The organism is Deltaproteobacteria bacterium, assembly GCA_018668695.1.
GTDB lineage: Bacteria > Myxococcota > XYA12-FULL-58-9 > XYA12-FULL-58-9 > JABJBS01 > JABJBS01.
In genome coordinates this window covers 1-7,079 of record JABJBS010000206.1, presented here as the reverse complement: position 1 = coordinate 7,079, position 7,079 = coordinate 1, and the positions used below count along the sequence as shown (strand labels likewise).

The window sequence follows — 7,079 nt, the reverse complement described above, 5'->3', positions numbered from 1 at the left end:
GTTGACCAAAATATCGAGGCCACCCATCTTTTCTTCGGCGTCGGCAAGTGCCTTCGCAATCGATTCTGGTTCCGCTGCATTTGCAACCAGGCTCAAACACTTGGCGCCTGCAGCTTCCACCGATGTTTGCGCGGTAGCCAAACGCTCCGCATTTCGGCCCAGCAGAACAATCGCTGCACCTTCTTTGGCAAAAGTTAATGCGACACTTAAACCCAACCCACCGGCTCCGCCTGTAATTACCGCGACTTTATCTTTTAATCTTTCAGACATCCGACTCTCCTGTGAGTAATTCGCAAATTCCTATGTGAACTAATGCATAGAGCGTCGTCTATTCAAGCCTAGAGCTGTATTTATTTGTTAAAGTCCCGTCACGGCCAATCGGGCTCGGGAATACGCCGAGGTAAGCAAAAGTGGGCGGACGCCAGCCCATGACATCCGCCCTAAATCACCCAGTACTTGGCCAAGGTGATATTAGTTTTTCGTAATCAACTGTGTAGGCTCCAATAGCCACTCAAATCCATCTAAGATAATCAGTGAGTCAAACGAAGCATCACCGGTATCCCAAATCATAAACTCAAGTGTTATCTCTTCGCCGGGAACAACAGGTGCCGTTGTGCTAAGCCATCCCGTCGCCCCGCCCTGGCTGGTATCGCCAGAGAAAGCCAACAGAGCCTCAGCTCCATCCGGGCATGCACCTAGGTCATTTTCACATAGGTTGGTTTCTGTGTTGCAGCTCAAAGAGTCAGGACAACCATCATTGTCTATATCCGGAATATCTACATAAACGTCGTCCGGAGTGACGCCACAAACTCTTGGCTCACATGCTGTAAAGAATGCGCTGTTGACAGAAATGGGGTTCCCGGCTTGGTCAAAAGATATATTTTTATCCAAGGGAATATCTTCATGCTCACTCGTCAAAAGAGCTAAGAAAACATCATTCCATTCAGTGCATACCCACGCTGGGAACTCATGGGTAAAGAAACGAAACTGAAACTTGATACCCATGGCATTCGTGGGAACTCGAATCTTAGTCGAAACTCGCAAGGTGTCGTGAAACGACGGCTCGGGTACCGGACAAGACTCTGAGGTTGCCAAAGTATTCTGGTGTGCCTCCAGGTATTCCAGCGGACCTTCTTCATACATAGGGTAACCGTCGCTGTTTTCTAAAGTGTAACCTGGGTCACCTACCCCGCGCGCATCACCAGACGACAAAACACTTACTGTCTCGTTAGACATCGGCGGTATCGTGCCTTGGCTGAATCCAGGCAATACGCTTGCTTGAAAATCAAATGGCATTCCATCGCCTGCGATATTGCTAAGCGTGCTCTCGATGATACCCCAACGGTTTGGGTCATCACCGGTAAACTGGCACAGGTCCATACCCATCATGATATCGGCGCCTGTTAGCTCGGTGATAATCATCTCATCGCTGCAATTATTACGCGGTTCAAGGTCGACAACACCATCACAGTCATCGTCAATTTCATTACCAGGAGCATCGTAAGCACCGGGATTGATCAATGCTGGGTTTTCACCACAGTTCTCATTCGGGTCGTCGCAACAGTCACCGTCGCAAATGGTCCATCCGTCGCCATCTAAATCGTCAATTTCATCGAATTCGCCATCACAGTCTTGGTCGATGCCGTCTGCCGTACACGATTCGATACCTGGTAATACTTGGCCTTCGCAGTAGCCCCAAGTTCCCGATGGCTGACACACCTCAACGCCTGCAGAACAGATGCCTACACCTTCCGTGGCAGCCGGTCCAAAGTAGCAAGACCGTTCCGTACCAATTTCACAAGGGCACATACCAGCTTGCTCACAGCCATTTGCCGCATCACCGTCACAGTCGACGTATCCAGGCTCGCAAACACACTCGCCATCCACACAAACTTGATTGTCCGCACACTCACCGCAATCGTCTTCGGCCTCCGTTTCCTCTTCGGCTGCAGGTTCTGTCTCGTTCTCGGCCGGTTCATCAACTTCTTCAGTGTTCGCTGGACTCGTAGTTTCTGTTTCCTGGTTCCCGGTATTACCTTCGCCAGGGCCCACCGACGAGCACCCTGCTAAAAGCAAGACGCTCATGAATGTAAACAGGTAAACGCGGGCGCAATCCGGCCCCCAAGCTTTAAAGAGCTTCATCGAGGTATTCCTTTCGTTGCGTGAGACAATGGCTGTGTCGCACATGCAGGCATTGCGCCTGAATCGCAGCGAAAGCTAACAAGCGCCTAAGGGGGCGGCCAGGGTAAAAAACGGTTATGATCAAACTTTTTAGTTAGGTTAGGCGGTCCTACCAGCTCATTATGAAACAGTGCCACCTAGGTTCAAAAAAGCTTTAAATACAGCAGCGTGCGTTACCCTTGTGGACCGAAAGAACCCTCGGCATCGAGTGACATTTGTGTGAGCGCGGTTTGAAGACGAGACCACACCCTATGGTTGCATTCCAACACATAATCGCCGTCTTCGCATGCGGCTTCTCCAGTATGCGAAAACACAATGGGCTCAAGAATCTTAATACGTATTTTTACCGGCAGTGGCATGTAAGGTGGCGAAGCACCCAGGGTTATGCCCCAAGGCACGGTGAACATCAGCGGTACCGCCTTAACCCGCATGAGTTTATCGAGACGCAGAAGCTTGGCGAGCCATCTGTTATCTGAAAAGACATAGAAGGTTCCTTGTGCCCCTTGAGCAACCACGGGAACAATCGGGACTCCGTGTTTCAGAGCAAGCTTAATGTACCCCACTCGCCCATCAAACTTGACCATGTTTCGCTCGCTATAAGGTCGCAGTGAGTCGATATCGCCGCCAGGATAGACAAGTGCCTTTCGACCGCTCAAGAAAAGCTTAGCGGCCTCCTCATGACCTGCTCGCACCGCACCTATCTTACGCAGCACATCTCCCATGACTGGTGTGTCCATCACAAAGTCGTGCGCTAATCCATAGGGCACCGCATCCATACCGTGCTCTCGAAAAACAGCACTCGCAAAAAGAAAGGAATCGATACTGAGCAAACCGCCATTATGGTTCCCCACGTAAAGCGCAGGACCCTTAGGTACATTTTCTACTCCAGAGACTTCGGCGCGATGCCAGGGTCTCCAGATGCGATGGATATAACCTAAGCCTTTGGCAACCAATTCCTCATCGCGTAAATCATGGTAGAATACGTCGCTCATCGTTACTTCCCAGCCCCTAACTCTCCAATGATTTCATTTTGGGACGCGGGCATACGTAAGTTCGTAGTAAATCGGCTTTGTGAGCCGAGGCGTCACAATGTTCACTTGAACTTGAAGCTCTGAACCGTTGCCTGAGAGACTATAACGGTTCTCCCTGGTCGTTTGAGCCACCTGAATAACCTCTACCAAAGCGTTCCCATCCAGGGTCTTCGAGACGAGCCCTGTGCGTCCACCCGGTAAACTGATGGTCAACGGCTTAGAGAATAAATCTGTCGCCCAAGAACGAGATGGGGTTTCAAGCAATAGCTTTACGCCCTCACGACGAATCGAGACTGTTTTAGGGGCGGCATTGTTCTCTTTAAGCTTAGCCCGGGCCAACGGGCGCACAACGAAATTAAGCTCTTCAGTAGCAAGTTCGATGGCCGCTACAATGGCCTTATCGCCGTTTTCCGTATCCGCATAAAGGAAGCTTCCAATGAAGCTATCCGCATGCTCAATTGTCGATTCAGGGGCTGAGGCCAATGCGCAGAGCAGTGCCAAATAAATCATCCATCCCCCCTTCCTCAGTCACGAGATAAATTAATCGTCGGATCCTCGAGTGTAATCCTTTGGCGCGCGTTTTGATTTCACGCGGTCAATAAAGTGCGCGACGGCTTTGTCATCTGGCGCGATTTTTTCAGCCTCATCGAGAAGCAAGAGCGCCTTGTCGAACTCACCATCCATAAAAGCCTTGATACCTTGGCTAAGCTTGGGTCCGGCGCTTAACTTAGCCTTAAACTCGGCCTCTGGCTCCTCATCAAGTATCTCCACGAGCGGAGTTGAATTTTTTTTGCCCCGTAGGTTGATCTCGCCCAAAAACCGATGTGGAACGCTGCACATATCCGACTTTTCTAAGACGGCGGCGTGAACCAAAATATTCGCACCAATTGGCTTGGTAAACCCTTCGATACGGGAAGCAGTGTTCACGGCATCCCCGAGCACCGTAAAATCGATGCGCTCTCTAAAACCCAAAGTTCCAAGAACCACGCGTCCATAACTGACCCCGATACCGCATTGTAACGGTGCTCTCTCCGGTAATCCCTGACGACTCTCGGGAACTGGCAATGACCGGTGTTTAGAGTTGTAATCGCGAACACATTCGCGGATGGCGAGGCAGCACTCAATCACGTCTTTGGAGAAATGACCTTCTCTATCGAAAATGGCGAGAATGCCATCACCCATATATTTATCGATAAAGCCGTTGTACTCGGACATGATCGGCCCAACCGCCTTGACGAAGCTGGTCAGTAATTTAAAGGCGTCAAGAGTTGCCATCTCTTCCGCAATGGTTGTGAAGCCTCGCAGATCAAGAAACATAATCGCGCATTCAACCTCTTTCCCAAAGCCCTCTTTAACATCATGCATTCCCTCAGGGTACAGACGGTCAACAACTTGATGGGGCAGCATACGGTCTACCGCGCGCTTACGAGAGATGACCTGCATGGCCTGCTTAACGACCGAGCGTATCTCACCCGCATCCCAAGGCTTCACCAAGTATCGATAAATCAATCCCGAATTGATACAGTCGACTAAATCCTTTACGTCAGTGTAACCTGTAAGAATCATCCGAACGTTATCGTCGTTCTTTTCCTTAACGTGCTTAAGGAACTCCGTACCCTGCATATTGGGCATTCGCTGATCTGTTAAAATGACATCGATACGTTCCCGAGAAGCTATCTCGATAGCCTCCTCCGGACTTGTCGTTGCGAATACCGTGAACTCATCGTTTAGGGTTTTTTCGAGTGCAAACAAGTTTTCGGGCTCATCATCGACGACCAGAATAGTACCTAGACTAATCTTCGGCTTAGACAACTCTTCCTCAAGCTTACTGATGGCATCCAAATTAAGCTTCATCTAAAACTCCTACTTCCACATCTTCAACCTGCTTGATTGGAACCGACAGCTTAAATCTCGCACCAGGGTTGGCATCTTCTACCCAGATTTCGCCGTTGTGGTCATTCACAATATTAAAGCTTATCGCCAAACCCATGCCCGTTCCCTCGCCCACTGGTTTTGTGGTCACAAATGGGTCAAACAAGCTATCTTTAACGTCGTCTGCGATACCCAATCCGTTATCACTTACCGCTATCCACACCGAACCCTCGTCTGTTCCCGTCTCAATTGTAACCTTTGGCCCCGTAACCGCAAGTTTGGCCGCGTATAGAGCATTACTCAATAGATTCAAGAACACTTGAGCCAGTTGTGAACCATTGCAATCTACCATCGGTAGTTCGCCCAATCGTTTCTCAACCTCAACTTTTTTGGCTTGATTACTTAGAATAATCAAGGTCTCATCCAGGAGTTCATTAAGGTCGTTGGCCTTGTAGTCGGCCTCATCATGCCGAGAAAAAGCCAATAGCGACTGAACAATCCCGGCAATGCGTTTCGTACCTATCTTGTGGTTTGCCGCGCTCTGCTCAACCGTTTCGAAGTGCTCGCGAAACAGGCTCATTGCCCGCCGACCACCCTCATCGTCTGGTAAAATTGCTTTAAGCTGGCCCTCTATTTTACGAACCGCCGTGTCCACCAATGCGAAATTGTTCTTTACAAAGTTAACGGGGTTATTAATCTCGTGGGCAACCCCGGCGACCAGTTCACCTAAGCTAGACATTTTCTCCGCTTGTAGGAGTCTCGTCTGAGCTTGCTGTAGTTGTTCTCGTGCTAGCTTATGCTCTTCCATTTCTTTCGTCAGGTCTTGATTTCGGCGCATTGCATTTTCGTTGGCAACTTCGAGCTCCCCGCTAAATTTCTCGATCGCATATTGATACGCGATGAGTATCAAAAAGAGAAACAAACCTGTCATGCTTATGCATGAGACCTCAAAAGCCAATGCTAGATCCGGACCAGGAAACTCCAATGGTTCAGAAGCCAACAAACCGTAATAGTGCAAAATAAACAAAATGAGAATCGACAGAAAGTAGAACAACTTCCATACCCATTCGGCGGCCTCAAAAAGCAAGGCAGCGGCGACCGCGACTCCGAAGAGGAAGTAATGGGCTCCTGGAGCAAGGCCTACAACCAAACTGGTGAGCACCGATAGATGAAGAGCAGTTGCCCAGAGTAATCCATGCCGGGCCACACGCCCTCGTCCTGAATATTCAAGATAAAACACGGATGAATAAGCGACCAACGCCGTGGCATTCGTAAAGGCCCCAAAATAAAGCCCCATCACTAAATCGATAAACGTATAAAAAGCCGAGCTCAAGACCCCGAGCAAGGCAAGCAAGAGACACAGTTCAAAGCCTTTACCGCTTGGTCTCAAGAGGCGGTCGAGCAGAGGCTTCCCCCTTACCTGAGTGGTCATTTGCGCCCCTCACCAGACTCTGTACAACACATTACTTCATTCCTCAGAGTTCAAGCCTTCATTCAAGCGCCTGGGTTCTCATTGCACGGGGTTCACACAGCTTAACCTCTACGGTCAAGCTGTGTGAACTTTGTTCTAATTAAATAAAGCCTACGGCTTCACCAGATTTCTGACTAGGTAGATTAGACCACGAACCGCTTGGCACTTAAACCCTTAACACCACTCAACTTAATTCCCTTGGTTAAGAACTGATTTACCCCTGAATTTCCATGATTCAGGCCCAGACGCCAATCCACCGTACATTTATCCAGATTTCGGTTGGTTCTGTAGAGAATTGACTGTTCGGCTCCGCATCGCCACGGCGCAGTAACAGAAACGAAATGCGGGAGTGTTCCGCTCTCGAACTCCGCGCTATGGCGACCGTTCGATAGCATCAAAAGCGGCTCTGACGTTGCAGGTGACATTTAAGTCCTCAAGCTGTTGGTACAAGCACGCCAGCATCAACCCCAACGCCACGAAATTGGGGTGCAACTGAAGCTTACTTTTCTTGCAGACCAAAAATG

The 7,079-nt window shown here is 49.6% G+C and carries 6 protein-coding genes; all 6 read right to left on the bottom strand.

Features of this window, described 5'->3' with window-relative positions; genetic code table 11:
• Positions 1–270, bottom strand: a 270-nt coding sequence (locus tag HOK28_10985; GenBank protein ID MBT6433610.1) for an SDR family NAD(P)-dependent oxidoreductase, incomplete at its 3' end; no start/stop codon positions are given.
• Between the two features lie 201 nt (positions 271–471).
• Positions 472–2,142 (bottom strand): hypothetical protein, encoded by a 1,671-nt coding sequence (locus HOK28_10980; GenBank protein MBT6433609.1) that lies wholly within the window; start codon positions 2,140–2,142, stop codon positions 472–474.
• Positions 2,143–2,354: 212 nt separating this feature from the next.
• Positions 2,355–3,173: an acyltransferase family protein gene (locus HOK28_10975; protein ID MBT6433608.1), complete on the bottom strand. Its 819-nt coding sequence runs from the start codon at positions 3,171–3,173 to the stop codon at positions 2,355–2,357.
• 33 nt (positions 3,174–3,206) lie between these two features.
• Positions 3,207–3,722, bottom strand: a complete 516-nt coding sequence (locus HOK28_10970; GenBank protein ID MBT6433607.1) for a hypothetical protein — start codon at positions 3,720–3,722, stop codon at positions 3,207–3,209.
• Positions 3,723–3,752: 30 nt separating this feature from the next.
• Positions 3,753–5,066, bottom strand: coding sequence for a response regulator (locus HOK28_10965; GenBank protein MBT6433606.1), 1,314 nt, complete (start codon positions 5,064–5,066; stop codon positions 3,753–3,755).
• Complete coding sequence (locus HOK28_10960; GenBank protein ID MBT6433605.1) at positions 5,056–6,516, bottom strand: GHKL domain-containing protein; 1,461 nt, start codon at positions 6,514–6,516, stop codon at positions 5,056–5,058. Before HOK28_10960 ends, HOK28_10965 begins: the two co-directional genes overlap by 11 nt.
• Positions 6,517–7,079 lie beyond the last annotated feature (563 nt).

Excerpts from the sequence above, each read along its gene's own strand:
- HOK28_10980 (MBT6433609.1), bottom strand. The coding sequence starts at position 2,142 with ATGAAGCTCTTTAAAGCTTGGGGGCCGGATTGCGCCCGCGTTTACCTG.
- HOK28_10975 (MBT6433608.1), bottom strand. The coding sequence starts at position 3,173 with ATGAGCGACGTATTCTACCATGATTTACGCGATGAGGAATTGGTTGCC.
- HOK28_10970 (MBT6433607.1), bottom strand. The coding sequence starts at position 3,722 with ATGATTTATTTGGCACTGCTCTGCGCATTGGCCTCAGCCCCTGAATCG.
- HOK28_10965 (MBT6433606.1), bottom strand. The coding sequence starts at position 5,066 with ATGAAGCTTAATTTGGATGCCATCAGTAAGCTTGAGGAAGAGTTGTCT.
- HOK28_10960 (MBT6433605.1), bottom strand. The coding sequence starts at position 6,516 with ATGACCACTCAGGTAAGGGGGAAGCCTCTGCTCGACCGCCTCTTGAGA.